30 protein-coding genes are annotated in these 26,702 nt (G+C 71.5%); 15 read left to right on the top strand and 15 right to left on the bottom strand.

Annotation, left to right across the window (positions count from 1 at the left end; genetic code table 11):
- Window positions 1–8: 8 nt before the first annotated feature.
- A complete protein-coding gene (locus ABD230_RS15140; protein WP_344376188.1) occupies window positions 9–362 on the bottom strand; it encodes a Fe-S protein in 354 nt (117 codons plus the stop codon).
- 189 nt (window positions 363–551) lie between these two features.
- Here ABD230_RS15140 and ABD230_RS15135 point away from each other — a divergent pair, with 189 nt between their 5' ends.
- Together ABD230_RS15135 and ABD230_RS15130 are read left to right on the top strand one after the other, a co-directional pair.
- Window positions 552–860, top strand: a complete 309-nt coding sequence (locus ABD230_RS15135) for a hypothetical protein (protein ID WP_344376187.1) — start codon at window positions 552–554, stop codon at window positions 858–860.
- Window positions 861–1,061: a hypothetical protein gene (locus tag ABD230_RS15130; protein ID WP_344376184.1), complete on the top strand. Its 201-nt coding sequence runs from the start codon at window positions 861–863 to the stop codon at window positions 1,059–1,061. It begins immediately after the preceding gene.
- Here ABD230_RS15130 and ABD230_RS15125 read toward each other — a convergent pair.
- Complete coding sequence (locus tag ABD230_RS15125; RefSeq protein ID WP_344376182.1) at window positions 1,041–1,481, bottom strand: VOC family protein; 441 nt, start codon at window positions 1,479–1,481, stop codon at window positions 1,041–1,043. The two genes, ABD230_RS15130 and ABD230_RS15125, sit on opposite strands and share 21 nt — an antisense overlap.
- A 31-nt stretch (window positions 1,482–1,512) precedes the next feature.
- Window positions 1,513–2,064: a TetR/AcrR family transcriptional regulator gene (locus ABD230_RS15120; RefSeq protein WP_344376179.1), complete on the bottom strand. Its 552-nt coding sequence runs from the start codon at window positions 2,062–2,064 to the stop codon at window positions 1,513–1,515.
- An 82-nt stretch (window positions 2,065–2,146) separates the two neighbouring features.
- On the opposite strand from ABD230_RS15120, the gene ABD230_RS15115 reads away from it, so the two are divergent.
- A complete protein-coding gene (locus ABD230_RS15115; protein WP_344376177.1) occupies window positions 2,147–3,016 on the top strand; it encodes an alpha/beta fold hydrolase in 870 nt (289 codons plus the stop codon).
- Between the two features lie 18 nt (window positions 3,017–3,034).
- On the opposite strand, the gene sigJ is transcribed toward ABD230_RS15115, so the two are convergent.
- Window positions 3,035–3,910 carry an RNA polymerase sigma factor SigJ gene (gene sigJ, locus ABD230_RS15110; RefSeq protein ID WP_344376175.1) on the bottom strand — a complete coding sequence of 292 codons (876 nt, stop codon included), beginning with the start codon at window positions 3,908–3,910 and terminating at the stop codon, window positions 3,035–3,037.
- 146 nt (window positions 3,911–4,056) lie between these two features.
- On the opposite strand from sigJ, the gene ABD230_RS15105 reads away from it, so the two are divergent.
- The 3 genes from ABD230_RS15105 to ABD230_RS15095 all read left to right on the top strand — a co-directional run bounded on the left by ABD230_RS15105 (window position 4,057) and on the right by ABD230_RS15095 (window position 6,026).
- Complete coding sequence (locus ABD230_RS15105) at window positions 4,057–4,479, top strand: nitroreductase family deazaflavin-dependent oxidoreductase (protein WP_344376171.1); 423 nt, start codon at window positions 4,057–4,059, stop codon at window positions 4,477–4,479.
- A 75-nt stretch (window positions 4,480–4,554) separates the two neighbouring features.
- Window positions 4,555–5,106, top strand: a complete 552-nt coding sequence (locus ABD230_RS15100; RefSeq protein ID WP_344376167.1) for a dihydrofolate reductase family protein — start codon at window positions 4,555–4,557, stop codon at window positions 5,104–5,106.
- A gap of 20 nt (window positions 5,107–5,126) precedes the next feature.
- On the top strand, window positions 5,127–6,026 hold the full coding sequence (locus ABD230_RS15095) for an aminoglycoside phosphotransferase family protein (RefSeq protein ID WP_344376164.1): 900 nt from the start codon (window positions 5,127–5,129) through the stop codon (window positions 6,024–6,026).
- Window positions 6,027–6,052: 26 nt separating this feature from the next.
- On the opposite strand, the gene ABD230_RS15090 is transcribed toward ABD230_RS15095, so the two are convergent.
- From ABD230_RS15090 to ABD230_RS15065, 6 genes are all read right to left on the bottom strand, one after another.
- The gene (locus ABD230_RS15090) at window positions 6,053–8,377 is read right to left on the bottom strand and encodes an exo-beta-d-1,3/1,6-glucosidase (RefSeq protein ID WP_344376162.1); all 2,325 of its coding nucleotides are present in this window, start codon (window positions 8,375–8,377) and stop codon (window positions 6,053–6,055) included.
- On the bottom strand, window positions 8,374–9,456 hold the full coding sequence (locus ABD230_RS15085) for an ABC transporter permease (RefSeq protein ID WP_344376159.1): 1,083 nt from the start codon (window positions 9,454–9,456) through the stop codon (window positions 8,374–8,376). The genes ABD230_RS15090 and ABD230_RS15085 overlap by 4 nt, the downstream gene beginning before the upstream one ends.
- Before the next feature lie 3 nt (window positions 9,457–9,459).
- Complete coding sequence (locus ABD230_RS15080; RefSeq protein ID WP_344376157.1) at window positions 9,460–10,590, bottom strand: ABC transporter permease; 1,131 nt, start codon at window positions 10,588–10,590, stop codon at window positions 9,460–9,462.
- The gene (locus ABD230_RS15075) at window positions 10,587–11,396 is read right to left on the bottom strand and encodes an ABC transporter ATP-binding protein (protein WP_344376154.1); all 810 of its coding nucleotides are present in this window, start codon (window positions 11,394–11,396) and stop codon (window positions 10,587–10,589) included. The genes ABD230_RS15080 and ABD230_RS15075 overlap by 4 nt, the downstream gene beginning before the upstream one ends.
- Window positions 11,393–12,217, bottom strand: coding sequence for an ABC transporter ATP-binding protein (locus ABD230_RS15070; RefSeq protein WP_344376151.1), 825 nt, complete (start codon window positions 12,215–12,217; stop codon window positions 11,393–11,395). The genes ABD230_RS15075 and ABD230_RS15070 overlap by 4 nt, the downstream gene beginning before the upstream one ends.
- Before the next feature lie 78 nt (window positions 12,218–12,295).
- Window positions 12,296–13,951, bottom strand: coding sequence for an ABC transporter substrate-binding protein (locus ABD230_RS15065; RefSeq protein WP_344376148.1), 1,656 nt, complete (start codon window positions 13,949–13,951; stop codon window positions 12,296–12,298).
- Between the two features lie 173 nt (window positions 13,952–14,124).
- Between ABD230_RS15065 and ABD230_RS15060 the strand changes: the two genes are divergently transcribed.
- Entirely contained in the window at window positions 14,125–14,769 is a 645-nt protein-coding gene (locus ABD230_RS15060) for a TetR/AcrR family transcriptional regulator (RefSeq protein ID WP_344376146.1), read from the top strand.
- Between the two features lie 50 nt (window positions 14,770–14,819).
- Here the strand turns inward: ABD230_RS15060 and ABD230_RS15055 are convergent, their stop codons facing one another.
- Window positions 14,820–15,320, bottom strand: a complete 501-nt coding sequence (locus ABD230_RS15055; RefSeq protein WP_344376144.1) for a hypothetical protein — start codon at window positions 15,318–15,320, stop codon at window positions 14,820–14,822.
- Window positions 15,321–15,445: 125 nt separating this feature from the next.
- On the opposite strand from ABD230_RS15055, the gene ABD230_RS15050 reads away from it, so the two are divergent.
- The 3 genes from ABD230_RS15050 (at window position 15,446) to ABD230_RS15040 (ending at window position 16,905) form a co-directional block, all read left to right on the top strand.
- A complete protein-coding gene (locus ABD230_RS15050; protein ID WP_344376141.1) occupies window positions 15,446–16,063 on the top strand; it encodes a TetR/AcrR family transcriptional regulator in 618 nt (205 codons plus the stop codon).
- Window positions 16,064–16,217: 154 nt separating this feature from the next.
- Entirely contained in the window at window positions 16,218–16,586 is a 369-nt protein-coding gene (locus ABD230_RS15045) for a nuclear transport factor 2 family protein (RefSeq protein WP_344376137.1), read from the top strand.
- A gap of 46 nt (window positions 16,587–16,632) precedes the next feature.
- On the top strand, window positions 16,633–16,905 hold the full coding sequence (locus ABD230_RS15040; RefSeq protein ID WP_344376132.1) for a DUF1905 domain-containing protein: 273 nt from the start codon (window positions 16,633–16,635) through the stop codon (window positions 16,903–16,905).
- A gap of 83 nt (window positions 16,906–16,988) precedes the next feature.
- Here ABD230_RS15040 and ABD230_RS15035 read toward each other — a convergent pair whose 3' ends face one another.
- The gene (locus tag ABD230_RS15035; protein WP_344376130.1) at window positions 16,989–18,419 is read right to left on the bottom strand and encodes an HNH endonuclease signature motif containing protein; all 1,431 of its coding nucleotides are present in this window, start codon (window positions 18,417–18,419) and stop codon (window positions 16,989–16,991) included.
- A 161-nt stretch (window positions 18,420–18,580) separates the two neighbouring features.
- Here ABD230_RS15035 and ABD230_RS15030 point away from each other — a divergent pair, with 161 nt between their 5' ends.
- Window positions 18,581–19,582, top strand: coding sequence for an alpha/beta hydrolase (locus ABD230_RS15030; RefSeq protein WP_344376127.1), 1,002 nt, complete (start codon window positions 18,581–18,583; stop codon window positions 19,580–19,582).
- 47 nt (window positions 19,583–19,629) lie between these two features.
- On the opposite strand, the gene ABD230_RS15025 is transcribed toward ABD230_RS15030, so the two are convergent.
- Window positions 19,630–21,441: an ABC1 kinase family protein gene (locus ABD230_RS15025; protein WP_344376124.1), complete on the bottom strand. Its 1,812-nt coding sequence runs from the start codon at window positions 21,439–21,441 to the stop codon at window positions 19,630–19,632.
- Window positions 21,442–21,478: 37 nt separating this feature from the next.
- Window positions 21,479–22,078, bottom strand: a complete 600-nt coding sequence (locus ABD230_RS15020; protein WP_425546247.1) for a PadR family transcriptional regulator — start codon at window positions 22,076–22,078, stop codon at window positions 21,479–21,481.
- A gap of 256 nt (window positions 22,079–22,334) precedes the next feature.
- Here ABD230_RS15020 and ABD230_RS15015 point away from each other — a divergent pair, with 256 nt between their 5' ends.
- The 3 genes from ABD230_RS15015 to ABD230_RS15005 all read left to right on the top strand — a co-directional run bounded on the left by ABD230_RS15015 (window position 22,335) and on the right by ABD230_RS15005 (window position 24,035).
- Window positions 22,335–23,234, top strand: coding sequence for an alpha/beta hydrolase (locus tag ABD230_RS15015; protein WP_344376122.1), 900 nt, complete (start codon window positions 22,335–22,337; stop codon window positions 23,232–23,234).
- Between the two features lie 202 nt (window positions 23,235–23,436).
- Window positions 23,437–23,640 carry a DNA-binding protein gene (locus tag ABD230_RS15010; protein ID WP_344376120.1) on the top strand — a complete coding sequence of 68 codons (204 nt, stop codon included), beginning with the start codon at window positions 23,437–23,439 and terminating at the stop codon, window positions 23,638–23,640.
- Window positions 23,637–24,035, top strand: a complete 399-nt coding sequence (locus ABD230_RS15005) for a type II toxin-antitoxin system death-on-curing family toxin (protein WP_344376117.1) — start codon at window positions 23,637–23,639, stop codon at window positions 24,033–24,035. The genes ABD230_RS15010 and ABD230_RS15005 overlap by 4 nt, the downstream gene beginning before the upstream one ends.
- An 89-nt stretch (window positions 24,036–24,124) precedes the next feature.
- Here the strand turns inward: ABD230_RS15005 and ABD230_RS15000 are convergent, their stop codons facing one another.
- A complete protein-coding gene (locus ABD230_RS15000) occupies window positions 24,125–25,030 on the bottom strand; it encodes a LysR family transcriptional regulator (RefSeq protein ID WP_344376115.1) in 906 nt (301 codons plus the stop codon).
- A 254-nt stretch (window positions 25,031–25,284) separates the two neighbouring features.
- Here ABD230_RS15000 and ABD230_RS14995 point away from each other — a divergent pair, with 254 nt between their 5' ends.
- Window positions 25,285–26,679 (top strand): MFS transporter, encoded by a 1,395-nt coding sequence (locus ABD230_RS14995; RefSeq protein WP_344376111.1) that lies wholly within the window; start codon window positions 25,285–25,287, stop codon window positions 26,677–26,679.
- The last annotated feature ends 23 nt before the right edge of the window (window positions 26,680–26,702 follow it).

The raw sequence follows: 26,702 nt of genomic DNA, 5'->3' as shown, positions 1-26,702 counted from the left end.
CGGGCGGATCAGCGCCAGAGGACGGCGATCGCGGCGTTCGTCAGCGTCAGGATGCCGATCAGCCAGAAGATCGCCGCCGGCACCGTGCCCGTCTTGCGCTGGCGGCCGGCGCCGATGCCGAGCAGCGCGCCGATGACGATCAGGATGACGAGCTTCGTACCGATCTTGGCGTAGTTCAGGTCGTACTCGATGCCCCACGGCGCGGCGAGGGCGAGGCCGGCGACGCCGGCGATCGCGAGGCCCCAGTTCATGAGGCGGGTGATGCCCCGCTTGCGGTTGACCAGTTCGACGACCCACGCGCCGAAGAGGATCGCGAAGCCGATCAGGTGGATGAGCACGACGAGGTGGCGGAGGAATTCCATGCCGTCACGCTATCGCTCGCGTGCGCCCCGGCGCGTGGGGCGCGTCGGATCAGGTCGAGGCCGGCGCGGCGGCCCGCTCGGCTTCGGCGGGACGGGCGGCGGCGGCGCGTCCGGCCCGATCGCGCGCAGGCCCGGCGCGCGCCGGGTCACCCGGTTACGCTGGCAGGACCGACGCTCGAGGAGGACGCGATGGGCATGCTCGGACGGACCCTGGTCGCGCTGCTCACCGCGGTCGGCATCGCGGCAGCGGTCGCCGCGGCGATCGTCGTGATCGGGTTCCGGAGGCAGGACCCGCGCGTACTGCGCCCGTTGGTGCGCTGGCAGCGCCGCAGCCTGAACCCGCGCGCGTTGGAGACCGCGGGGCGGCCGGGCGACCAGCACTCGATCATCCGCCACGTCGGCCGGACGAGCGGACGCGAGTACGCGACGCCGATCGGTGCGGTCCGGGTCGCGGGCGGGTTCGAGATCATGCTGCCATACGGGTCCGAGGCCCACTGAGTGCGCAACGTGCTCGCCGCGGCCGATTCGGCGACGCTCGACCACGACGGACGCCGCTACGAGGTGCTCGAGGTCGAAGTGGTGCCGATCGACGCGAGCGAGATCGCAGACGGCAACGTCACCGCGCGCGTGTTCGGCCTCCGCGAGGCGCTGCGCCTGCGCACCGGCGAGGGCGCGCCCTCAGCCGACCTGCTCGGCTAGCGCCACGATGATGCCGGCCGGGCCGCGCAGGTAGCACAGCCGGTAGACGTCCTCGTAGTTCGCGACCTCGCGCAGCACCTCGCCGCCGTGCGGCCGCAGGCGGGCGAGCGTGTCGTCGAGGTCGTCGACGGCGAACATCACGCGGTGCAGCCCGAGCGTGTTGGGCGGCGGCACGGCCGGGGTCGGGGCGGATGCCTCGGGGTGCTGGTACGTCGTGAGTTCGATGCGGCCGTGGCCGTCGGGCGTGCGCATCATCGCGATCTCGCTGCGGACGCCGTCGAGGCCGACGGTCTGGTCGGCGAACAGCCCCTCGACCTGCTGGCGACCCTCGAGGTCCATGCCGAGCTCGGAGAAGAACGCGATCGCGGCATCCAGGTCGTCGACGACGATGGCGACGTTGTCCAGGCGTTGGATGGTCATGGGTCGAGCCTAGGCTCGCTCGCCGACACGATCAGGGCGTGGCCGCGAGTGCGCGCACGGCGCGCTCGATGGCGGGGCGCACGTCGAGGTCGGGGTCGATCGTCAGCCGGTGCAGCATGAGCCCGTCGCCGAGGGCCATCAGGGCGCGCGCCGCGGGCACGGGGTCGGGGATCCCCGCGTCGGCGATGAGCCGGTCGGTCCATCGCTCGAACTCGAGCCGCTGGCGGTGCATCGGCGCGAAGAGCTCGTCGTCGGCGCCGAGCTCCAGGAAGAGCGCGTAGCGCGCCCGGGTGCGGGCGGCCATCGGCCCGGTCTGGTACTCGAGCAGCGCGCACAGCCCGTCGATGATCGACTCGGGCGTCGGATGCTCGAACGCCGGGGGAGCGAGGTCGGCGCGCTCGTGCTCGGCCATCCAGTCGATGATCCCGGCCAGCAGCGCCCGGCGGGTGCGGAACCAGTTCGACGTCGATCCGGCGGGCAGTCCGGCGCGCTCGTCGACCCGGGCGTGACTCAGCGCCCGCACCCCTTCGGTGCCGAGCAGCTCGACCGCCGCGTCGAGCGCGCGCTCCTTCGTCGTCGCCATGGACACCTCTCCGCCGACGATCTACTATGAACCTAGTGCGATCCACTACTTCCATAGTAGGTCGGCACGTGAGGGGGTCATCATGGACACGCCGCCGCTGCCCGAGGCATCCGGGTTCGAGCACCTGACGATCGAGACGCCGGGGCTCGCGTCGCACGTCGCCGTGATCGGCGAGGGCGAGCCGGTCGTGCTGCTGCACGGCTTCCCGCAGCACTGGTGGCAGTGGCGCACGATCGCACCGATGCTCGCCGAACGGTATCGGGTGATCTGCCCGGACCTGCGCGGCGCCGGATGGACCGTCGCCGACGATCCGCGCATCGAACGCGAGACGCGGGGGCACGACCTCCTCGCCGTCCTCGACGCCATGGGCCTCGGCCGCGTCCGACTCGTCTGCCACGACATGGGCGCGATCAGCGGGATGCAACTGGCGTACGCGCACCCCGAGCGGGTCGAGGCGCTCGTCACGCTGGCGGTGCCGCCCCTGTTCATGTCCTTCAGCCCCGCGATGATGAGTGGCCTCCGGCACCTGCCGCCGCTCGTCATGCACCGGACCGGCCGGTCGCTCGCCTGGCTCTTCGATCCCGCGCACGTCGCGCAGCCCATTGCGCCCGGCACCGTCGAGACCTACCTCGCCCCCATGCAGCGGCCCGAGATCGACGACGCCGTCCGTGCGCTCTACCGGGGGATGGTGCTGCCGGAGGCCGTGCGCATCGCCCGCGGCGCGTACCGGACGGAGCGCCTGCGCCCGCCGACCCGCTGCGTGTTCGGGCGCCAGGACCTCCCGTTCACCGAGGACCTCGTGCGCCGCCTCAGCGGCGACCCGGCCCGGTACGCCGATCGCTTCGACTTCGCGTTCGTCGACGGTGCCGCGCACTTCATCACGGATGACGCGCCGGAGGCGGTCGCGGGCCTCATCCGCGATCACTTCGTCGAGGCCGCCGCGGCGGCGTGACCGGGCGTTCGCGGCACCTCAGCGCACGTGCCCCAGCTTCGTCGGGTTGCCGATGCCGTGGATGGCCGTGATCCGGTCGTCGGCGAACTCGAGCGAGAGCACCGACAGCACTCGCCCGCGCCGGCGCATCACGATGCCGGGCTCGCCGTTCACCTCGGCCACCTCGAACGCGGCCCCCAGCCCGCCCACGCCGGCGAGGAACTGCCGCGCGACCGACTCGGCACCCCGGACCGGCTCGGTGGGAGCGCCGGGGACGACGCCGCCGGAATCGAACCAGCCCGTGGCATCCGTCGCGAGCACCGCGACCAGGCCGTCGAGGTCGCCGTCGGACGCTGCGGCCGCGAAGCGCTCCGACAGGCGGCGTGCCGCGGCGGGGTCCACGGTGAACCGGGCCTCGCCGTGCGCGGCGATCCGCCTGCGTGCGCGCGACGCCGACTGCCGTGCGGCGGAGGGGCTCACGCCGAGCACCTCGGCGATGCGGTCGAAGCCGAGGTCGAACACGTCGTGCAGCAGGAACGCGGTGCGCTCGGCGGGCGTGAGCTGTTCGAGCACGACGAGCAGCGCCATCCGCACGGAGTCGTCGAGGGTCACGCGGTCCTCGGGGAGCGTGCGCTCGTCGGTGACGATCGGCTCGGGCAGCCACGGTCCGACGTAGGCGCGCCGCGAGTGCTCGTGCGCACGGAGCCGGTCGATCGCGAGCCGCGACGCGACCGTCACGAGCCAGGCGCGCGGGTCGTCGAGCGGTTCGGCGTCGGGATCGTCGTCGCGGGCGAGCAGGCGCAGGTACGTCTCCTGCGTGACGTCCTCGGCCTCGGCGACGGACCCGAGCACCCGGTAGGCGACGTCGCGGACGACGTGCCGGTGCGCGGTCCACAGGTCGGCGAACTCGGTCATGACATGGAGACGATCCACCCGCGGCGGATGTGACGCAAGGGGCGGATGCCGCGGGCGGATGCCGCGGGCGGATGCCGCGGGCCGATGCCGTGGGCCGATCCCGCTGCCGGATGTCACATCCGCGCCGGCTCAGCCGTCCATGCTGCATGAACCAGACGTCCCACCGGTCCCGATCCGACCAGCCACGCGCCGCCGCCGGCCCGCCCCGCGGGCTCGTCGACGCGACGGCGCCCGTCGCGCGCGCCCTCGCCGGGCGCCGGTGGATGCCGCTCTGGGCCGTGATCCGCCACACCGGGCGCCGCAGCGGCACCGCTTACGAGACCCCGATCGCGGTCGTGCCCACGACGGATCGCGGCATCGTGATGATCGGGCTGCCGTGGGGCGCCCGGACCAACTGGGCGCGGAACGTGCTCGCGACAGGCGGGGCGTCGCTGCGGTGGCGAGGGCGCGAGGTCGAACTCGAGGGCCCGCGCATCGTCGAGGGCGCCGAGGCGTCGCGGCTGGCGCAGGCCCCGTTCCGGCCGGTGCTCCGGCGGTTCCCGGCGGCGATCGTGTTCGATCGGGGCTGACCGCGTGCTCGGGGGGCGCGGGCCGAACGGCCGCAACCCCGTGACATCCGCTGCGCTTCGGCGCAGTCTGGCGACATGGGAACCGTGACGATCTCGTTCGAGATGACGCTCGACGGCGTCTTCGACCGGATGGAGCAGTGGTTCGACCCGAACGAGCCGTCGGTGCAGCACGCGTCCGACGAGCTCGTGTTCGGCGCCGATGCGGTGCTGCTGGGCCGCGCGAGCTACGAGTTCTTCCGCGAGTACTGGCCGACGCAGACGGATGACCGCGGCTTCGCCGACCACTACAACGCCCTGCCGAAGTTCGTCGCCTCGACGACGCTGCAGGGTCCGCTCGACTGGAACGCGACGCTGATCGAGGGCGACGTCGCGGAGTACGTGCGCGGCTTGCGCGAGCGCTACCGCTCGATCGTGTCGCACGGGTACGGCGCCCTGGCGGCCGAACTCGTCTCCGCCGGACTCGTCGACGAGATCCATGCGGGCATCCACCCGTTCCTCGCCGGCGGCGACGGCGGCGACGGCGGGGAGCGCCTGCGCTCGCCGCATCCGGTGGGGCTCCGGCTGCTCCGGGTCGCGCCGTCGGAGTCGGGGATCATCCACGCGCGGTACGTGCCCGTGTCGGGCTGAGTCCTGCCAGACTTTCCCGGATGCCGCTGCACCCCGACGAGTTCCCGATCGACGCCGACCTCGCGGCATCCGTCGTCCGCCATGAGCGGCCCGAGTGGGCCGACCTGCCGCTGATGCCTGCCGGGGGCGGCACCGACAACGTGATGTTCCGGCTCGGCCGGGACCTGCTGGTGCGGATGCCGCGGACGCCCGGCGGCGTCGCATCGCTGCGGAAGGAACGCGAGTGGATGCCGCGGCTCGCGCCCGGGCTGCGGATGCGCATCCCTGAGCCGGTGCACGCGGGCCCGCCGTCGGACGCGTACCCCGTGGAGTGGTCCGTGTACCGGTGGATCGAGGGCGCACCGCCGACGACCGACACGGTCGACGACTGGGCGCGGTTCGGCGCCGACCTCGCCGGGTTCGTCGCCGAGCTGCACCGCATCGACCTGATGGGCGCGGAGCGCGCGGGCGACCTCTCGTGGTACCGGGGCGGCGGCCTGCGCGAGCCCGAGTCGTGGATGGCGCCCGCGTTCGCGGCATCCCGCCCGCTCGTCGGCGACGTGCTCGACCTCGACCGGCTGGAGGACTGGTGGCGTGAGGCGCTCGCGTTGCCGGACTCGTCGGCGCCGCACGTCTGGCTGCACGGCGACCTGCGGCCCGGCAACCTGCTCGCCGACGGTGGGCGCCTGGCCGCGGTCATCGACTTCGGCGCGCTGTCGGTCGGAGCGCCGGATGCCGAGCACGCGGCCGTGTGGGATCTCCCGCCGGCTGCGCGTCGCGCCTACTGGGATGCGCTGGACCTCGACGAGCCGACGTGGCTGCGCGCCCGCGGCTGGGCGATCGGCGTCGCGATCAGCGGCATCCCGTACTACTGGGAGACGTTTCCCGAGTTCGTCGCGGAGTGCGTCGCGCGACTCGCAGCGATCCTCGAGGACGGGTGAGCCGCCGCCCACCCGTCCCCGAGGGTTCACCCCTGCAAGGTCTCGGTCGGCGCCGCGGGCGCCACGGTGAAGGATGCCGCCAGCAGGGCCTCGTCGCGTGACGACGGCCCGACGAGCAGCTCGAACGTGCCCGGCTCGACCACGCGCGCGCCGCGCGCGTCGACGATCGTGCAGTCCGCGACGGGCACCTCGACGGACACGACGCGCGATTCGCCGGGCTCGAGGTCGACCAGGCGGTACGCCTTCAGCTCCTTGTCGGCCCAGCTGACCGAGGTCACCTCGTCGCGGACGTAGGTCTGGACGACCTCGCGCGTCGGCCGGGTGCCGGTGTTCGCGACCCGGACCTCCGCCCGCACCACGCCATCCGGCCCGACCGTGTCGTCGAGCACCCGGAGGTGGGCGTAGTCGACGGTGGTGTAGGTCAGGCCCTCGCCGAGGGCGTGCGCCGGGCTCTGCGTGAGGTCGGCGTAGCGGGTGCCGTGCTGGCCGCGGATCTGGTTGTAATACGTCGGCTGCTGCCCGGCGTGCCGGGCGAACGAGATCGGCAGGCGACCGCTCGGCTCGACGAGCCCGAGCAGCACCTCGGCGATCGCGCGGCCGCCCTCCATGCCGGGGCTCGCCGCCCAGACGAGCGCCGACGCGCGCTCCGCCGACGGCGGGAGCACGAGCGGCTTCGAGGCGAGCAGCACGACGATGAACGGGGTGCCCGACTCGGCGACCGCGTCGAGCAGCGCGACCTGGTCGCCGACGAGCTCGAGCGTCGCGGTCGAGCGGCCCTCGCCGACGAGTTCGATGCGGTCGCCGACGACGACGACCGCGAGGTCGCTGCGCCGGGCGGCGTCGGATGCCTCGGCGACGAGGTCCGCGTCGGGCGCGCACGGCACGACCACCTGCGGTCGCGGCTGGCCGTCCGGGAAGAACGCGCCGGCAGGGTCCTCCTCGAGGGTCAGGATGCGCGCGCCCTCGGCGTGCTCGACCGTCCAGTCGGCCGGCGCCGTGCGGCGGAGCCCGTCGAGCACGGTCGTGATCATGCCGCGCGGGTGGCCGTCGGGCAGCCAGTCGGCCTGGCCCGAGGACCCAGCCCAGTCGCCGAGCTGCGTCTGCGCATCGTCGGCGAGCGGGCCGATCACGGCGACCCGGCGGGCGGTGCCGTCCGAGACCGCGCGGCCCGCGGCATCCGCCTCCCGACCGGGGAGGAGCGGGAGCGTGCCGTCGTTGCGCAGCAGCACCAGCGAGCGGCGGGCCGCCTCCAGGTTGAGCGAGGCGTGCGCCGCGTTGCCGACGACCGCCTCGATGCGCGCGAGGTCGGGCTTCCGGGGATTCTCGAAGAGCCCGAACTCGAACTTCAGCAGCAGGATGCGCGAGACCGCGCGGTCGAGGTCGGATTCCGCGAGCAGCCCACGGTCGATCGCCTCGAGCGCGCCGTGGAAGAACCCGGGCGTCGTCATGACCATGTCGTTGCCCGCCTTCACCGCGGCCGCGGCCGCGTGGGCGTAGTCGGGCTGCACCTTCTGCTCCCAGACCATGCGGCCGACGTTGTCCCAGTCGGTGATGAGCGTGCCCGTGTAGCCCCACTCGCCGCGCAGCACGTCGTTCAGGAGCCAGTCGTTGACCGTGATCGGCACGCCGTCGGTGGTCTGGTAGCCGAGCATGAAGGTGCGGCAGCCCTCCTTCGCGACGCGCTCGAACGGCGGCAGGAACCAGGAGCGGAGCTTCCGGCGCGAGAGGTCGGCCTCGCTGGCGTCGCGACCGCCCTGCGTCTCGGAGTAGCCGGCGAAGTGCTTCGCGGTCGCGAGGATCGCGGTGTCGTCATCGGGCCCGCCGCCCTGGTAGCCGCGCACCATCGCCGAGGCGAGCTCGCCGATGAGGAACGGGTCCTCGCCGAAGGTCTCGTCGATGCGCCCCCAGCGGAGGTCGCGTGCGATGCACAGCACGGGGGAGAAGGTCCAGTGCACGCCCGTGGCCGCGACCTCCTCGGCGGTCGCCCGCGCGACGCGCTCGAGCAGGTCGGCGTCCCACGACGCGGCCATGCCGAGCTGCGTGGGGTAGATGGTCGCGCCCTCGAAGAACGAGTGCCCGTGGATGCAGTCCTCGCCGACGAGCAGGGGGATCCGCAGTCGCGTCCGGGCGACGAGCTCGTGAGCGAGCGCGATGCGCTCGGGCGACGCGTGCAGGATCGATCCGACGTGCTGGCGCAGCACCTGCTCCTCGAGGTCCTCGCGGGCGTCGAGCTGCAGCATCTGCCCCACCTTCTCCTCGACGCTCATCCGCGCGAGGAGGTCGGCGATGCGGTCCTCGACGGGTCTCGTCGAGTCGAGGTATGCGGGGGCGGCGATGTCGGCAGTGGTCACGAGGTCTCCTCGGTCGTGGTCGTCGTCGTGGTGGCGGGGCGCACGACGGTCACGGTGTCGTTGACGTTCATCCCCTTCTTCTTCATCGCCCTGGCCCGTTCTCCGGCGGACCGCAGGCGCGGGTTGACGTACTCGTCGATGCCGAAGTTGATCAGCGACAGGGCGACGCCGATGGCCGCGATGCAGAGCCCGGGCGGCAGGAACCACCACCACTGGTTCTGGCGGAACGCGCCCTGCGCGCCCGCCCAGTTCAGGATCGTGCCCCAGTTGTAGGTCGTCACCGGGATGACGCCGATGTACGACAGCGTCGTGAGCGCGATGATCGCGGCGGTCACCGTGCCCACGAAGCTCGCGGCGATGAGCGCCATGAGGTTGGGGAGCATCTCGACCGTGATGATGCGGCGCAGCGGCTCGCCGTTCGCGCGGGCGGCCTGGATGAAGTCGCGGTTGCGCAGCGACATCGTCTGGGCGCGCAGCACGCGGGCGCCCCACGCCCAGCCGATGAGGCCGAGCACGGCGGCGATGACCCACAGCGGCGGGTCCTCGAACATCGATGCCACGATGATGATGAGCGGGAGGCCCGGGAGCACGAGGAAGACGTTCGTGAGCGCCGAGAGACTCTCGCTGCGCCATCCGCGCACGTAGCCGGAGATCACCCCGACGGTGATCGCGATGAGCGTGGCGATGACGGCGGCGAGGAAGCCCACGACGATGACGCCGCGCGTGCCGTGGATCACCTGGCTCAGCACGTCCTCGCCGATGTGGGTGGTGCCGAGCCAGTGCTCGGCCGACGGCGGCTGGAAGCGCGCGGTGTGGTCGACCGCGGTCGGGGAGTACGGCGCGAGCACGTCGGCGAAGATCGCGACGAGCACGAAGAACCCGAGGATCGACAGGCCCGCGATGGACTTGCCGTTGCGGAACATCGCGAAGGCGGAGCCGAGCTTCGAGCGGAACGTGGGCCGCGTGCGCGGCGGGCGGTCGCCCGGCTGGTCGGCCGTGCGGATGGCCGCGGTCGCGGGCACGCCCGCCGGGCGGGCGGTCGCCGGATCGTTGGTCCGGTCGGTCATGGTGGTGTCCATGGGTCAGGCCTCCGTCTGGCGCGTGCGCGGGTCGAGGAATGCGTAGGCGACGTCGGCCAGGAGGTTCGCCAGCAGCACCGAGAGCGTGATCACGAGGAAGACGCCCTGCATGAGCGCGTAGTCCTTCGCGTTCGTGGCATCCAGCAGCAGCTTGCCGACGCCGGGGTAGCTGAAGACCATCTCCATCACGATCGTGCCGCCGACGATGAAGCCGATCGACAGCGCGAAGCTCTGGATCTGGGGGAGCACGGCGTTGCGGGCGGCATAGCCCCAGAGCACGCGCTTCCGCGGCATGCCCTTCGCCTCGGCGACCATCACGTAGTCCTCGTCGAGCACGGTCAGCATCATGTTGCGCATGCCGAGCATCCAGCCGCCGAGCGAGGCGATGATGATCGTCGCCGCCGGGAGCGTGCCGTGGTGGATGACCTGCCCGATGAACTCGGGCGACCATTCCGGCGTGATGCCGACGCCGTAGGCCTTGCCGATCGGGAACCAGCCGAGGTTCACCGAGAACAGCGCGATCGCGAGCAGTCCGAGCCAGAAGTAGGGGATGGTGCTGAGGAAGGTCGTGACCGGGATGAGCGCGTCGAGCCGGCTGCCGCGCCGCCATCCGACGATCGCGCCGCCGATCGTGCCGATCGCGAATGATACGACCGTGGCGAAGCCCACGAGCCCGATGGTCCAGGGCAGCGACTGGCTGATGACCTCGGTCACGGGGCGCAGTCCGTGCAGCAGGGAGACGCCGAGGTCGCCGCGCAGCAGCAGCGCCCAGTAGTCGACGTACTGCTGCCACAGGCTCTTGTCGGTGTCGAGCCCGAGGAGCGCGCGGAGCGCGTCGGCCGCCTCGGGGCTGACGTTGCGGTTGCGGGCGAGGTACTGCGTGACCGCGTCGCCCTTCATCATGCGTGGCAGGAAGAAGTTGATCGTGATCGCCGCCCACAGCGTGAACACGTAGAACACGGCGCGTCCGCCGAGGAACCGCCACGGGACGCGCGAGCGGCCCTTGACCGCACGTGTCGCCGTGGTGCCGGCCTCGACGGCGTCGGGGAGGGCGGCGGCATCCGTGGTGGTCGTCCCGTCGGCGTCGACGGGGTCGCCGCCCCGGGTGTGGACATGGGGCTGGGTCGTGGTCACTGCGCACCTCCGTGGATGCCGGCTGCCGTGGCGAAGTGCTGGTCGGGGTCGGGGGATGCCGCGCGCAGCGCCTGCGTGTACGGGTCCTGCGGGTTCAGGATGACGTCGTCGGCGGGGCCGCGTTCGACCACGCGCCCCTGGTTGAGCACGAGGATCTCGTCGCTGAAGTGCCGGGCGGTGGCGAGGTCGTGCGTGATGTAGAGCACGCCGAGGCCCTCCTCGCGCTGCAGGTCGGCGAGCAGGGTGAGCACGCCGAGGCGGATCGAGACGTCGAGCATCGAGACCGGCTCGTCGGCCACGAGGAGCTTCGGCCGGGATGCCAGCGCGCGGGCGATCGCGACGCGCTGGCGCTGGCCGCCGGAGAGCTCGTGGGGTCGGCGGTCGATGACGGTGTCCGGATCGAGTCGCACGCGCTCGAGCAGGCGGCGCACCTCGTCGTCCTCCTCCGCCCTCGGCACGACGTGGTCGAGGCGGAGAGGCCGCTGCAGGTGGTACCGGATCGAGTGGTAGGGGTTCAGGGAGGCGAACGGGTCCTGGAAGACCATGCGCAGCTGCCCGCGGTAGGCCCGCAGCGCCGCGCCGCGACGCGGGATCGGGCGGCCGTTCAGCCGGACCTCGCCGCTGGTCGGCGTCTCCAGCTGGGTGAGGATCTTCGCGATCGTGGACTTGCCGCTGCCGGACTGGCCGACGAGGCCGATCGTCTGCCCGGACCGCAGCGTGAAGCTCACCTCGTCGAGCGCGGTGAGGTGGCCGGCGCCGCGCAACGAATAGACCTTGGTGACGGAATCGAACTCGAGGACGGTCATCGCAGGACCATTCCCTTCTCTCCGGTGAGGCGGGGGAACGACGACAGCAGGGTCTTCGTGTAGTCGTCCTGCGGGTCGGTCCAGATCCGTTCCGCGGTGTCGAGCTCGACGATCTCGCCGTCGCGCATGATCGCGATGCGGTCGCTGATCTCGAGCAGCAGCGGCAGGTCGTGGGTGATGAAGACGACGGAGAAGCCGAACTCGTGGCGCAGTGCCGAGATCTGCTTGAGGATCTCGCGCTGCACGAGCACGTCGAGCGCGGTGGTCGGCTCGTCCATCACCATGAGCTGTGGACGCAGGGCGAGCGCCATGGCGATCATGACGCGCTGGCGCATGCCGCCGGAGAGCTCGTGGGGGAAGGAGCGGGAGCGTTGCGCGCCGACCTTGACGATCTCGAGGAGCTCGACGACCTCGGCCCTGCGCTCCGCTCGGGTCATGGCGGGGCGGTGGACCTCGAAGACGTCCTCCAGCTGCGAGCCGATCGTCGCGACCGGGTTCAGCGAGTTCATCGCGCCCTGGAACACCATCGAGATCTTGTCCCAGCGGAACCGGCGCATCTCGTCGGCATCGAGGGCGTTGACGTCGATGTCCTCGCCGGACGCGTCATGGAAGACGACCGAGCCGTTCGTGATCACGGCCGGCGCCTTGAGCAGGCGCTGCAGGCCGTAAGCGAGCGTGGTCTTGCCGCATCCGCTCTCGCCGGCGAGGCCGAGGATCTCGCCGCGCCGGAGGTCGAGGCTGACGTTCCTGACCGCCGCCACGGGCGGCTCGACGTCGTACACGACCGAGAAGTCGTGGACGGAGAGCAACGTGTCGCTCATGGGTGGGGGTTCCCTTCTCGAGGTCCGACGAACGGGTGGGGCGGATGCACCGGGTGCATCCGCCCCACTGCGACCGGGTCAGCCGGCGGGCTGCAGGCTGGTCAGGATCTGGACGATCCCGGGCTGCGTCGGGTCCGCCGAGGCGTACTGGTCGTCCTCCGTCGGCCAGCCGACGTAGTTGCGGGTGTTGTACTCGCCGAGGAGCGGGTGCGAGCCCAGCGGGATGGCCGGCACGTTCTCGACGAACGCGCCCTGCATGACGGCCAGCGCGGCCTCGCGGTCGGCGTCGGACGACGCGTTGGCGTAGGTGTTCAGCGCGTCGGTGACCGCGGGGTCGTCGAAGCGGCCGAAGTTGAACTGCGCGCGGTCGTCGACGATCCACTTCTGGTCCATCGTCGAGGTGTAGAGGCCGTAGGCGTTGCCGCTGTCCTCGAGCCAGTGGATGATCGCCTGGAAGGTGCCCTCCTGGCGAGCGGCGTCCCAGCCGCCCCAGTCGGGCTGGTCGACCTTGACCTCGATGCCGAGCGCGGAGTCGAGCTCCTCGGCGATGAGCGCCTGCTCGGTGTTCCAGTCGCTCCATCCGGCGGGGACCGAGATCGAGAACGAGACGGCCTCGCCGTCCGGGTCGATCAGCTTCTCGTCCTTCCAAGTGTAGCCGGCGTCCTCGAGGATGCCCTTGGCCTTGTCGACGTCGACCGAGTACACGTCGTCCGCGTACTCGGGCAGGATCTCGTCCGAGAGCAGGTCGCCGAGGCCGGTCGCGCTCCAGATCGCCGTGCTCGCACCCTCGCGCGCGATGTCGACGTAGGCGTCGCGGTCGATCGTCCAGGCCAGCGCCTCACGGAGGGCCGGGTCGTCGAACGGCTTGGCCTGGAGGTTCATGAAGAGCGTGCCGGCGCCCGCGGTCGGCGAGGCGAGGAAGTGGTTGTCCTCGTCGGCGGCCAGGTAGCTGTCCTCGACCTGCGGGATGAACGCCTGCGCCCAGTCGGCCTCGCCGGAGACGAGCGCGGTCGTGAGGGCGGCGTTGTCGCCGTAGGAGACGTAGTTCAGCGTGGGAACGGCGAGCTCGCCGCCCCAGTAGTCCTCGTTCGCGGTGAGGGTGACCGACTCGGTCGACCAGGTGTCGAGCACGTAGGGGCCGGTGCCGACGGCGAGGCCCTCGCCGGTCAGCGGGTCGGTGTTCGGGTCGTCGATGTTCTCCCAGATGTGCTTGGGCACGATCGGGGTGTGCAGCACGCGCGCCTGCGAGACGTACTTCGAGTCGGCGAACTTCAGCGTGATGGCGTCGCCGTCGACGGTCGCGCCCTCGTACTTGAGGCCCGAGGTGTCGGCGAGCCTGCCGCTCAGGAACTGGTCGAAGGTGAAGACGATGTCGTCACCGGTGAACTCGGTGCCGTCGCTCCAGTTGACGCCGCTGCGGGGGACGACGGTGAGCTCGGTGTAGTCGTCGTTCCACTCGACGGACTCCGCGAGCCACGGCGTCGTGCCGAGGTCGCCCGTCGGGTTCACGAGCGCGAGCGGCTCGAAGATGACCTTGGCGTAGCCGTACTTCGACGCGGAGGAGTCGCCGAGGTACGGGTTGTGCGATTCGGTGGTGATCGCGCCGTCGGGCTTGGCGATCGTCAGCGCTGCGCCGCTTCCGGCGGGAGTGCTGTCGGGGGTCGCGCCGGCGCAGCCGGTGAGCGCGAGCGCCGCGGCGATGCCGACGACGCCGAGGGACGTACTGAGCCTCATTGCTTCTCCTTCGTGTGGGGGCACGACACCGTGCCGGTCGAAGGCCGACAGCGGTGTCGAGTGATTGCGGAGTCAACTTACTATCAAGTAAGTAAGTAACGCAACGTGCGGCATTCAGCGGCGTCCGCGCCTGCGTAGACTCGGATCCAGCAGGCGAGGAAGGGGGCCGGACGATGACCGGAACGACGACGGGCCAGCGTCGGCAGCCGCGTTCGCGGCCCGAGACCCTCGCGCGCCGGCGCGACATCCTGGACGCCGCGGTCGAGATCTTCGGCAACAAGGGCTTCGCCGGCGGCACGCTGCAGGAGATCGCCGACCAGGTCGGCATGACCCACGCCGGGATCCTCCACCACTTCGGTTCGAAGGACCAGCTCCTCCTCGAGGTGCTGAGCCATCGGGACCAGACTGATGTCGCCGACCTCGAGGAGCAGCACATCCCGGGCGGCATGGCGCTGTTCCGGCACCTCGTGCGGACGGCGTTCGTCAACGCGCACCGCGCCGGCATCGTGCAGGCCTACGTCGTGCTGTCGGCGGAGTCGGTGACCGACGACCACCCGGGCCGCGAGTTCTTCCAGAAGCGCTACGAGACGCTTCGGGGCGAGGTCGCACGCGCGTTCGAGGTCGTCTGCGCGGAGCACGGCGTCGCCGCTCCTGAAACGATCGAACTCGCGTCGGCCGCGATCCTCGCCGTCATGGACGGCCTGCAGGTGCAGTGGCTCCTCGACCCGGATGCCGTCGACCTGGGCCGGGCGTCGGAGTTCGCCATCGAGGCGATCGTCGACTCGGTGATCTCGACGTCGCCGTCACCGCTCGCCTGACGCGCGGCGGATCGGTCGCACGTCACCCGAGCCTGCGGTGCGCCCGGAGCTCAGGCCGGCGGCGCGGCCGAGCGGGATGCCGCCCGGAGCAGCCGGATCGCGGTCACCGTGACGACGACGGCGGCGACGAGCTCGATCACGCCCGTGACCTCGAAGAAGAGGTCGTCGGGCGGATAGTGCTCGTCGGGATTGAGGAGGACGTAGAGTTCCGCCGGCCCGCGGAGGAGGAACAGCACGTCCTTGTACAGGTGGGAGTACGCGCTGTGCACGAGTCCGAGCACTCCTGCGACGACGAGCGCGATCCCGGCGTACGTCCGCGCCGCTCCTCGCCGGCCGGTGCGCCGGAACCACTCGAGTGCGGCCGCGCCGCCGGCGAGCGGGAGCGCCAGCAGGAGCGGCACCAGCAGTCGGACGGGAGCATCGAGCACGAGGCCGCCGTACAGGTGATGCACGGTCGTCACGACGTACAGGGTGATGAACGAGAGGAGCGCCGGTCGGGTCTCGGTGTGCTCGGTGGCCGGCTCCGCGGCGACGAGGGGTGTGGCATCCATGTTCGGATCCCTTTCTACATGTGTCGACTATCATGACGGGTGTAGACGAACGGTAGGCCGTCGTCGGCGCGCGCACCAGATGCGGATCCGCGCATCCGTCGACCTCCGCGACACCGAGGAGTGAGATGTCGACGAACGTCACCATCGCGTCTGAGGAGGGCATGGACCTGCGCTCGCGCCGGACGCGACGACACCTGCGTGAGGCGCTCGTCGGGCTCATCGCCGAGCGCGGGTACGGCGCGGCGACGGTCGTCGACGTGTGCGATCGGGCGATGGTGCATCGCACGACGTTCTACAAGCACTACCCGGGCAAGCCGGAGCTGCTGGCGGACGTGCTCGACGAACGCCTCGCCGTGCTCATGACGTCGATGGCGGTGCGTCCCGAGGTCGATCCGGCGACGCTCGGCTCGGACGCCGGGGTGCTCCTCATGCGGCAGATGGTCCGCGCGATCCAGGCCGAACGCGGGTTCTACCGCATCCTGGCCCGACCGGATGGCGCGAGCCTCGTGCCGCGTCTCACCGACGTGCTGCGGCGCCGACTGCTCGATACGCCCGCGGGTGCCGCGGCGATCGCGGTGCATGCACCGCGCGCGGAGCTGCGTGCCCAGCTCCACGCGTCGCTCATCGTGAACGCGATCGTGTGGTGGCTCGGCGACGACCGCCGGCTCGACGCCGACGACCTCGCCGCGGTCCTCGCGGAGGAGCTGACCGGCCGGGGCTCGGCTCGGAGCGGGGCGGACTGACGGGTGCGACCGGATCGATCGGTCGCCGGGGGGTCACGGATCGGCTGATGCGGTGCCATCAGGACCGACGCACCTTGACGTATCGGCTCCGCGGGGCGAGGGTGGGTGCGACATCCGCAATGGCGCGGGATGCCGCGCGAGGGGAGCGAGCCGCATGGAGACCACGATCGACCTCAGCACGGAGCAGATCGCCCGGGCGTTCTCGGGCCATCGATTCGACGTCGCGCTGGATCATCTCGCGGACGACGTGATCTGGACCTCCGTCGGCGGGGGACCGCTCGTCGGGCGGAAGGCGGTGGCGAAGGCGATCAAGCACACCGCTGCCGAGCTCGCCGACGTCACGACGGAGTTCCAGCGATTCCGCTCCGTCGTCGGTGAGGAGAGCGTGGTCGTCGACGCCCTCGCGCGCTACACGGACGCGAACGGCGACGTGTCGGTCGTGGCGTCGTGCGACGTCTTCGACTTCGCGGCCGACGGACGGATCACCGAGATCGTGTCGTACATGATCGAGCTGCCGAGCTGAGCGGCGGTCCTCGACCGTTGTCGGGGCTCCTGCCTACGCTGGCGGCATGGGTGCAGACGAGCTGAGGTTCACGACGACGATCGGCGTCGAGGTGAAGGGCGAGACGTGGAGCTGCGTCGAGATCCCCGGATCCGCCGAGTTCTTCGGAACGGGCAAGACGGTCCGGGTCGACGCGAGCATCGACGAGGTGCGTCTCGAGAACGTCGGCGCGATGGTGACCGGCACCGGCGGCCACATGGTGTCGCTCAACGCGAAGGTGCGGAAGGCCCTCGGCAAGGACAAGGGCGACCCGGTCGACGTCACCATCACCAGGCGGTAGGTTCCGCGGCTGCGCCGCGGGGCGTCGACTGACGCCGCGGTCCGCGTCGCGCAGTGCCGCGGCTTCAGGCGGCGCGGTCGGGGTCACGCCGCCCGGATCTCGCGCACCTCGAATCGCGCACGCCCGCCGAGACGCGGCACCTGCTCCGGATCGATGTGCGGCGGTGGAATGAACCACACGTCGTTCGGGCTCGCGTGGATCCGCCACCCGTCGCGGTGGATCATGTGGTGGCAGAAGCTGCACAGGAGCACGCCGTTCGAGAGATCGGTCGGGCCGGCATCCCGTTCCCACCAGCGGATGTGGTGGGCTTCGACGTAGCCGATGTTCTGCCCGCATGAGGCGCAGCCGCCATCGCGCTCGCCGAGTGCGAGGCGCTGGACCCGGGTGAAGAGGCGGGCGGCTCGCCCGAGGTCGAGCGGAAGGCTCTCGCCGCCGAGCACGGCGGGGATGAGCTCGGCGTCAGCAGCCATGCGGCGGGCCGTGCCGGCGGAGACGGGCTGATCGAGCCCGTCGATGCGCGCGCGTCCGAGCCCGCTGACGAGCGTGTCGAGGTCGACCCGGATGACCACCGTGGTCTTGGCCAGCGGCGCGAGCGTCTGCGCGCACCCGAGGGTGTGGCGTGCGAGCGCGGCGAGCGCGTCGGCCTGGATCTGCGGGATCGACCGTCGATCCTCCACGGCCGGCATCCGCGCGCCGTCGCCGACGCTGCTCCGACGCCGCACCGCGTCGCTCACGAGTGCCTCGATCGCCGCCTTCACCGGCGCTGCGCTCTCGGGGTCGAGACGCGCATGCAGGTGCACCATGCCGCGTCCGTCCTCCCGCATCGTCACCGCGCGGTCGGATCGGAGCTCGTCCTCCCGGGGCTCCACGCCGTCGGGATCGAGCCGAGCCTCCGCCTCGCGCACCCCGCGCGTGAGCGTCTCGAGCGGAACACGCCCGGCCAGGTCGACGAGCGCGGCTTCGACGATCTCGACCCGCGACACCTCGGCGCTCGCCGACGCCCGGTCGAGCATCGTCGTGATGGCGGACGCCGCCTCGATGCTGATGGTCGCCGCCTCGAGGGCGGCCGCGACCTGCGGATGCCGGGACGGCGCGCGTTCCCCACTGAAGGTCTGTCGCCCCGCCGTCGCCGTGCCGACGGCGATCAACCGCTGTGCCTCGGCGCGCGACGCCCCGGTCGCCGCCGCGATGAGCCGCGTCGGATTGTGGAACCCGTGGGCCTTCGCGAGGCCGACCTCACCGAACTCGGGGCCGGATCGTCTCGCGACTTCAGCGGCCACCCTCGCGAACACGGCATCGACGTCGCGCCGAAGCTTCGCGAGCGCGTCGGTGACCCGCACCAGACCCGCGTCGCTCATCCGCTCCACCTCGGCCTGGACCGTCTCCCCGCTCGCGCCCCACGCCGGCATCGCGCTCGTCCACGCCTCACCGAGCGCGTGCATCTCGCGCTCGAGCGAGGCCGGTGCGTGCGACACCGGCCTCGCCGTCGGCGCGGGGTGCGAGGGCTGTTCCATGCCTTCATCCTGCCTGCACCCACCGACATCCGCGTGCGCCCGAATACATATCTGACCAGCAATTTATCCTGTGCACAAATCGCGCGCACCAGACCCTGTGGAGGACACGTCGCGCCCCGAGGCATCCGTTCGCCGCTCCGCATGGAAGGATCGGACCCACCATGACGGGCACCCGCGCACCTGACGTGCATCCCAGCCCGGCGCGCATGCGCGTCGCCGACCTGCACCCGGACCTCCGACGTGCCTACCGCTGGTTCCCCCGGCCGCGGATCCGGCATCGATGGCAGCGACGGATGGCGCAGGCGGCGCTCGCGCTGATCCCATCGCCCAGACCTACTGACGGATCGCGTTTCGAACGCGTCGAGTTCTCCGCTCCCGGCACGGGCGTGCGGGTCTTCACGCCCGTCGACCCGGCCGGCCCCGCGACGAGCGCACGAGGCGCACTGCTGTGGATCCATGGCGGTGGGTTCGTGATCGGCGCCGCCGCGCAGGACGACACCTGGTGCGCGCGGCTCGCCGAGCGGCTCGGCGTCGTGGTCGTCTCGGTCGAGTACCGCCTCGCCCCGGAGCATCCGTTCCCGGTACCGCTCGACGACTGCCTCACCGCGTGGCAGTGGCTGCAGGATGCCGCGTCCGCCCGCGGCATCGACCCCACCCGGGTCGCGGTCGGCGGGCAGAGCGCGGGCGGCGGACTCGCGGCCGCGCTCGCGCAGCGCCTCCTCGCCGACGGTGGGCCGCGCCCTGCGGCGCAACTGCTGTACTGCCCGATGCTCGACGACCGCACCGCCGCGCGCCGCGACCTCGACGCGGTCCGGCACTTCGCGTGGACCAACCGCGACAACCTCGTCGGCTGGTCCTCGTACCTGCACGCCCCGCCGGGTGCCGACGTCGTGCCCGACTTCGCCGTGCCTGCCCGACGCGCCGACCTGACCGGCCTGCCGCCGGCGTGGATCGGCGTCGGCGACATCGACCTGTTCCACGACGAGGACCTCGCCTACGCCGCGGCGCTCCGTGATGCCGGCGTCGAGTGCACGGCCGACGTGGTGCCGGGGGCACCGCACGGCTTCGAGTCGATCGCCCGCGGCGCCGAGGTGACGCACGCGTTCCAGGCGCGGGCGCGCGCGTGGCTGGGGGAGCGACTCGCGGCATCCGCCGACGGCTGAGCAGGGGCGGCGCACGCCGTACGCCCGCCGGATCCGGACACCAGGTCCTATCGCGGCCCGCGCCGCGCGAACGCTCCGGCGAACACCGCATGCAGCAGCGGGATCACCGACACCCCGAGCAGGATCCCGCCCCACACCGGCTCGTCGAGGCGGAGCAGGATGCCGCCGAGGAAGAGGCCCACGAAGATCACGGCCGACACGATGCGACCTGCGGTGCGCTCGAGCCGCGACATCCGCTGTTCGATCTTCGGCGAGGTCGCGACGAGTCGCCCCTGCTCGATCCGGTCGACGACCTTGTCGAGGCGCTGCGGCAGCCGCCAGGCCGTGCCGACCACGGACACCGCCTCGCGACCGAGCGCCTGCACGAGGTTGCCGCGCTCGTCGCGGAGCAGTTGGGCGGCGTAGGGCTCGACCGCGTCCCAGATGTTGAACTCGGGGTCGAGCGAGCTGCACATGCCCGACGTCAGGGACATGGCGCGGATGATGAGCAGGAAGTTCTCGGGCAGCTGGAACGGCAGCGTCCGCATGACCTCCCCGAACTCGATCGCGAACCGGCGCAGCTCGCGCTCGTCGACCTGCGCGAGCTCGGCGAAGCCCATGCCGCCGAAGCGGGCGAACAGCTCGGTCATCGCCCGTTCGAGCTCCGCGGTCTCGGCGGTCGGCAGCAGGAAGCCGACGCTGCGGAAGCTCTCGACCAGCCGCTTCCCGTCGCGCGCGGCGACCGCGATCATCAGCTGCTGCAACGCCTGCCGCAGCCCGTCGGGCACCTGCCCCATCATCCCGAAGTCGATGAAGGTGAGCTTCCAGGCGGGCGCGGCGGCCGAGCCGGGCGAGTCGGCCGAGCCGGGCTCAGCAGCGGATGCCGCGTCCGGCGCCGGCCCCGCGGCATCCGTTTCGTTCGACGGCGTCGAAGCGGATGCCGCGGCATCCGCCCCACCCGACAGCACCCCGACCGGGGTGACGAAGATGTTCCCCGGGTGCGGGTCGGCGTGGAAGTACCCGTCGCGGAACAGCTGGTCGAACATGACGGTCGCGAACTGCGCGGCGACGGCCTTCGGGTCGATGCCGGCGGCGATGAGGGCGGCGCGGTCGTTGATCTTGATCGCGGTGACGTCGGCGAGGGTGAGCACGCGGCGCGTCGTGCGCTCCCACACGACCTCGGGTGCGGCGACGCGGGGGTCGCCCGCGAAGCTCGCGGCGAAGCGCTCGGCGTTCTGGCCCTCGTGGAGGTAGTCGATCTCCTCCAGGCTCGTGGTGGCGAACTCCTCGACGAGCCCGGGCAGGTCGACGCGCTTCGCGACGAATCGCACGCGGCTGAGCCAGTCGGCGACGCGGCGCAGCGCCGCGAGGTCGACGTCGACGATCACCTCGATGCCGGGCCGCTGCACCTTCACGACGGCGTCGTCGTAGCCCATGTCGGCGGCGTCGACGGGGGAGAGGCGGGCGCGGTGCGCCTGGCCGAGGGATGCCGCGGCCACCGGGGTCGGGTCGAACGACGCGTACGCGCGCTCGAGCGGCACGCCGAGCTCGGCCTCGGCGAGGCGGCGGATGTCGTCGAACGGCACGGGCGGCACCTCGTCCTGCAGTCCGGCGAGCTCGCGCGTGATCTCCGGCGGCAGCACGTCGAGCCGTGACGAGAGGTACTGGCCGACCTTGATCATGAGCCCGCCGAGGTCGACCGCGAGGTCGTGGAAGCGCTCGGCGATGCGGGTCAGCCGCGCGGCGCGCCCGCGCGCCGCGAACCGGGCGAGCCCGAATCGCGGCAGCACGAGCTCGAACCACCACGTCTGGATGATGTACCTGGCGGCGAATCGGAGGATCCGCCGGTAGCGGGCGCGCGTGTTCCCCACATCGGGCATCCTGCCTGCCGGATGCCGACGTGTCGAGGGCACTCGGTCAGCCCTGGGCGAGGATCGAGTAGAGCTTGCGGCGCGCGTCCTCCAGGACCTCGACCGCGTCCTTCACCTGGTCGGCGGTGCCGGACCGGCCGACCTGCGCGGCCGCCTGCGCGAGCTCGATGCCGGCCTTGCCGAGCGCGCCCGACATCCCGAAGTCGCGACCGCGGCCGCCGTCGCCGCCGCTGCCGGGCGGGGTGGGCCAGGGCGTGCGGTCAGCGGATGCCTCGGCCTCGGCCGTGCCCGCCTCGGTCAGGGTGTACGTCTTGCGTCCACCCTCCTCCTCCGCGGTGATGAGCCCCTCATCGGCCAGCAGTTGCAGCGTCGGATAGACCGAGCCCGCGCTCGGCTTCCACGCGCCGCCGCTGCGCTCGGCGATCTCGTTGATGATCTGGTAGCCGTGCATCGGCTTCTCCGCGAGGAGTGCGAGCACCGCCGCGCGGACGTCGCCCTTGCCCATGCGCGGCGCGACCTTCTGCTCGAACATCCCGCGCAACTCCTGCATGGCGTCCCAGAGACCTTGGCCTCCGCGGCCCGGGCCGCCCCAGCCGGACGAGCCGCTGCCGAAGCCGCCGCCCATGTACGAACCTGAATCGCTCATGATCTGCCTCCCTGAACCGGGGCCCTGATCGGGTCTCGACGATATGTCAACGATATATCGCTTCGCATCGGCGATGGTCGTGAATCTGCTGTGAGGAACCGCGTGCACCAGAATCGGAACCACCATGACGAGCCCCCGCTCAGCTGACGTGAATCCCGGCCCCTCGCGCATGCGCATCGCCGACCTGCACCCAGACCTCCGACGTGCCTATCGGTGGTTCCCTCGCCCGCAGGTCCGCCACGCGTGGCAACGACGGATGGTGCAGGCGGCCCTCGCGCTCATCCCAGCGCCGAGGCCGGCCGAGGCCGTACGGTTCGAGCGGATCGACTTCGCCGTTCCCGGCACTGGGGTGCGGGTGTTCACTCCCGCTGGCGCGCCCGTGTCAGCCGAGGCCCCGTCGCCCGAGTCCGAATCGGAGTCCCGCGCCCGCGGTGCACTGCTCTGGCTCCACGGCGGCGGCCTCGTGATCGGCGATGCCGCGCAGGACGACGCCTGGTGCGCGCGGCTCGCGGAGCGACTCGGCATCGTCGTCGTGTCGGTCGAGTACCGGCTCGCCCCGGAGCATCCGTTCCCGGCACCGCTCGACGACTGCGTCGCCGCGTGGCAGTGGCTCCAGGATGCCGCGGCCGCGCGCGGTATCGACCCGATCCGTATCGCGGTCGGCGGGCAGAGCGCCGGCGGCGGGCTGGCGGCCGCGCTCGCACAGCGGCTGCTCGACGACGGCGGGCCGCAACCCGCCGCACAACTGCTGTACTGCCCGATGCTCGACGACCGCACCGCGGCACGGCGCGACCTCGACGCGGTGCGGCATTTCGCCTGGACCAACCGCGACAACCTCGTCGGCTGGTCGTCGTACCTCCAGGCGTCGCCGGGCGCCGACGTCGTTCCCGACTTCGCCGTTCCCGCGCGCCGCGCCGAGCTGAGCGGGCTGCCGCCGGCGTGGATCGGGGTCGGCGACATCGACCTGTTCCACGACGAGGACCTCGCCTACGCCGAGGCGCTCCGCGGCGCTGGCGTCGCGTGCACGGTCGACGTGGTGCCCGGCGCGCCGCACGGGTTCGAGTCGATCGCTCGCGGTGCCGACGTGACGCACGCGTTCCACGCGCGGGCCCGGGCCTGGCTGGGGGAGCGGCTCGCGGCATCCGCCGATGCCTGAGCACACCTGCGAACTCCCGCGCATCGACACGACGTCTGCGCTCACCGCAGCCGCGCGACGCGCGTGTGCACCATCCGGCCGGCGTTCTTCGGACGACGCGATCGGGAGACGGTCCTCGTGCGCGCCGTCCATCCCGGTCTTCCGACGTGGTATCACCGTGATACCTCGCGATACGATGGTGATCGACGGAAGGATCGTGCCCATGGCGATGACCCTGCGACTCGATGAGGCTCATGACGAACTGCTCGAGGCCCTGGCCGCGAAGTTCGGTCGTTCGAAGACCGAGGTCGTACAGCTCGCGCTCGACGACTTCGCGGCGCGTGCCGACAAGTCCGCCCGCACTCGCGCGGCCTTCGATCGCGTCCGTTCCCGCGACGCCGACCTGCTCGACCGTCTCGCCCGGTGACGGCCGGTCGAGAGGTCGAGTACCTCGACCCCGAGGACGTCGAGGCACTGCTCGACGACGAAGGGTTCCACTTCAAGGACGGCTCCCGCGGGCGCAACCTGCTGCTGTCGGCGCTCGCCGCACCGATGCCGGTGTTCGGCGAGGAGGTGCATCCGACGCTCGAGGAGAAGGCCGCGGCGCTGCTGCTCGCGGTGATGCGCAACCATCCGCTCGCCGACGGGAACAAGCGGCTGGCCTGGTTCGTGACCGTCGCGTTCCTCGAACTCAACGACCTCGATCTCGTGGCGGATGATGTGGCCGAGACCGATCGGTTCCTTCGCAAGGTCGCAGCGGGCGCGATCGATCTCGACGCGGTCGCCGGGTGGGTTCGTGCCCGCATCAGTTCGCTGGTGTAGCCCCTTCTGGCAGCGACCAGGCGGAGAAGGTGCGTCGATGTGCCGAGCGGTCGGCACCTACGGCACGAATGCCGAGACAGACGTGCTGATCAGATGACGACCGGCGGCGCTCCGGGCGGTGGATGCAGCCGCTGCACCACTTCATCCACGCCTCCGCCGTGCGCGAAGTTCGGCTCGCGCCAGGCGACGCCGACGAGGAAATCGATCTCGAGGTCACGGATGGGAAGGAGCGTCGCCTCGCCCGGATAGACGGTCGTAGCGAGTGGTGCGTCCGGTGCGGTCGTGGTGAGCATCGCGGTCCGGGGATGCCGCAGTCGGGACCGGATCGACATGAAGTCGCGCAGGTCGACCTCCACCTGATCACGGACCCCGTGCTCGGCGAGCCGGTCGTGCAGTGCCGCCATGGGGATGGGCTGCATCATCCGAGGCATCGTGAGGACCGAGTACTCCTGGAGGTCGGCGAGCACGATCGAACCCTGCTGGGCGAGTGGATCACGCGACATGACGATCGCCTGGAAGTCGTACCGGCCGAGCACCCGCGTCGCGATTTCGGGGACCTCGACGGGCAAGTGCACGATCGCGACGTCGAGGGCTCCGTGGCGCAGGGAATTGAGGAGCACGGAGGACACGTCGGAGTCGAAATCGACGCCGCGCTCGAACACCTCGCCGGCGACTCGGTGCAGGTCGTCGATGAAGCGGGCAGGCACCCATGGTGTGGCGCCAACCCGCGGGAGGCCCTCGCGGCCGGGGCGCGGCGGCAGCATCGCGTCGGCCTGGGTCACGATCCGCACGGCAGCCGGGAGCATTCGTTCGCCGAGTTCCGTGAGCTGCAGGTCGTGGTAGGCCCGGATGAAGAGGTCGCCGCCGAGCTGCTTCTCGAGGTCCTTGATCGTGCGGCTCACTGGTGAGGCCGTCAGGTTCAGTGCTTCGGCGGCGCGCGCGATGTTCCGTTCGCGCGACGTCGCGACGAACGCCCGAAGTTGGGACAGCTCCATCACGACGAACATATCCGACCCGCGTGCGGGCCTGATACGTCCTCGTTGCCTGATGCCCTTCCCGGTCGTCACGTGCACGTCGCACCGTGCGCATCCGGTCCGGTGAAGCGGTCGTCGGGGGCCTCTCGCGGGCGCTCGAATCGGTGGTGCAGGGCACCCGTCGACGTTCCTACCGTGGTGCCCACGCGGTGCGGCATCGGCGCCCACCGTCGGCCTCGCTGGCGAGGTCGTCCCCCTCGACGCAAAGGACAATGATGTCTTCTTCCACGACGGACCTGGATCACGCCGCCGTTCCCCCAGCGCGGCTCACGCTCGAGCAGACCATCGACCGCATGCCGCGGGTCGGCCTGAATCGATGGGCCTGGCTCGCGCTCATGCTCGCGTTCTTCTTCGCGAACTACGACATCGGGGTGTTCGCGGTGACGTTGCCCGCGATGATCGCGGACCTCGGCCTCGCGGGAACCGATCTCGCCTGGCCGGTCACGGCGAACCTCGTCGGCTACGCTGTCGGCGCCTACATCTTCGGGCACATCTCCGACCGTCGTGGCCGCCAGGTCGGGCTCTTCCTGACCATCGCGTTGCTCGGCGTCGGCGGCCTCCTGACGGCCTTCTCATGGGACATGGCCTCGCTGTCGTTCTTCCGGTTCCTCACGGGCGGCGGCATGGGTGCGGTGCTGGCGCTGTGCTCGGCCTACATCGGCGAGATGGCGCCGAAGAACCGCCGCGGTCGGTACCTGTCGTTCCTCTACGTCATCGGCGGCATCCTGAACCTCATCGTCGGCCTCGCCTCGCTGCCCGTGCTGGCCGCATGGCCGGCGCTGGGCTGGCGTCTGCTGCTCGCCTTCGGCGGGCTCGTGCTGCTCATGCTGTTCTTCATCAACAGAACGGCCCTCATGGAGTCGCCGCGCTGGCTCATCGCGAACGGCCGGGTCGACGAGGCCACCGCGATCGTGCGAAGGATGGAGCGCAACGCGGGCCTGCCGGTCGACGAGGAGGCACTGCTCGAGGTGGAGGAGGCGCCCGCCGAGCAGACCGCTGACCCTGAGAGCCCGCTCCGCGCGCTGCTCCGCCCGCCGCTGCTCGGGCGTCTGCTGATCGTGCTCGGCTTCTGGTTCATCTTCTACGTCGCCATGTACGCGTTCGCGAGCTACCTTCCGCTGCTGCTCGAGGGCGTCGGCGTCGCGACCTCGAACGCCCTCTTCATCACGGTGCTCACCCGCGCCGCGCCGCTCATCGTCGGCTTCGTCGTCGTCGCCGTGATCGAGCGAATCGAGCGGCGCACGCTCATCATCATCGGCACGATCGCATTCGCCCTCGGCATCGCGCTCATCATCTCGGGCTGGGGCGAGTGGGCCGCGACCGCCGGCTCGATCTTCGCCACAGCCGGCATCGCGTTCATGGCGACGCCCGCCTACACGTACACCGCCGAGGTCTTCCCGACGCGGCAGCGCGGCACGGCCGCCGCGATCTGCGACGGCATCGGACACCTCGGCGGCGCGGTCGCCCCGTTCGTGATCCTGCCGATCCTGCTCGGCGCGGGAGCCGTGCCGGCGGGCATCGCGATGATCGGCCTCCTCTTCGTCGCCGCGCTCCTCATCCGCATGGGCGTTCGCACCAAGGACCGCTCGCTCGTGGAGATCGCCGAGTAGCTCGGACCGCACGGAACCCATGC

It is taken from the genome of Agromyces tropicus, from assembly GCF_039531345.1.
In the GTDB taxonomy this organism is placed as follows: domain Bacteria; phylum Actinomycetota; class Actinomycetes; order Actinomycetales; family Microbacteriaceae; genus Agromyces; species Agromyces tropicus.
This window is presented reverse-complemented; position numbering and strand designations above follow the sequence as displayed.